Source organism: [Clostridium] symbiosum ATCC 14940 (assembly GCF_000466485.1).
In the GTDB taxonomy this organism is placed as follows: domain Bacteria; phylum Bacillota; class Clostridia; order Lachnospirales; family Lachnospiraceae; genus Otoolea; species Otoolea symbiosa.
This window is the reverse complement of record NZ_KE992870.1, coordinates 8,000-8,500: the sequence shown is the minus strand read 5'-3', so window position 1 is coordinate 8,500 and position 501 is coordinate 8,000.

The following is a 501-nucleotide window of genomic DNA, read 5'->3' as shown; positions in this document are numbered from 1 at the left end:
GATATTCTTCCGGCCTTAATTCCGCTCAATCTATAAACATTAAATATAGCAAATTTCCAACCAATATACTCATACAACTGCATCAGCCCATATCCAACATATATCTAACGCATATGGAAGCACTGAGTGCCCGCGACAAGGTCCTCCCCCACACTTAACGCGTGAGACTCAGCGGCCGCAGGCCAGCAGACGGGGCCGATACACTTGGCTGAGTCTTTCATCCCGGCGAAACCCTGACCTTGGGGCGGAGGGGAAGACAAAGTCTGCGGATGCCGTTGAAATCCATCGCTGATTAATGCCGCCTAAATCCATCGCTGATTGGCGAGGTCTTTTCGAGCCTAGCAGCGCGATGCATTTCACAGAGCGGGAGTGTGCTCCGTAGACTTTATCTTCGCCCGCAGACCCACACCACGACAATCTTCCCCCGGGACGAAAGACTTATACCCCTCCCCACCACCCCGTCCGCCGGCCGTACCGGCTGCGTCCTCACCTGCTTAACTA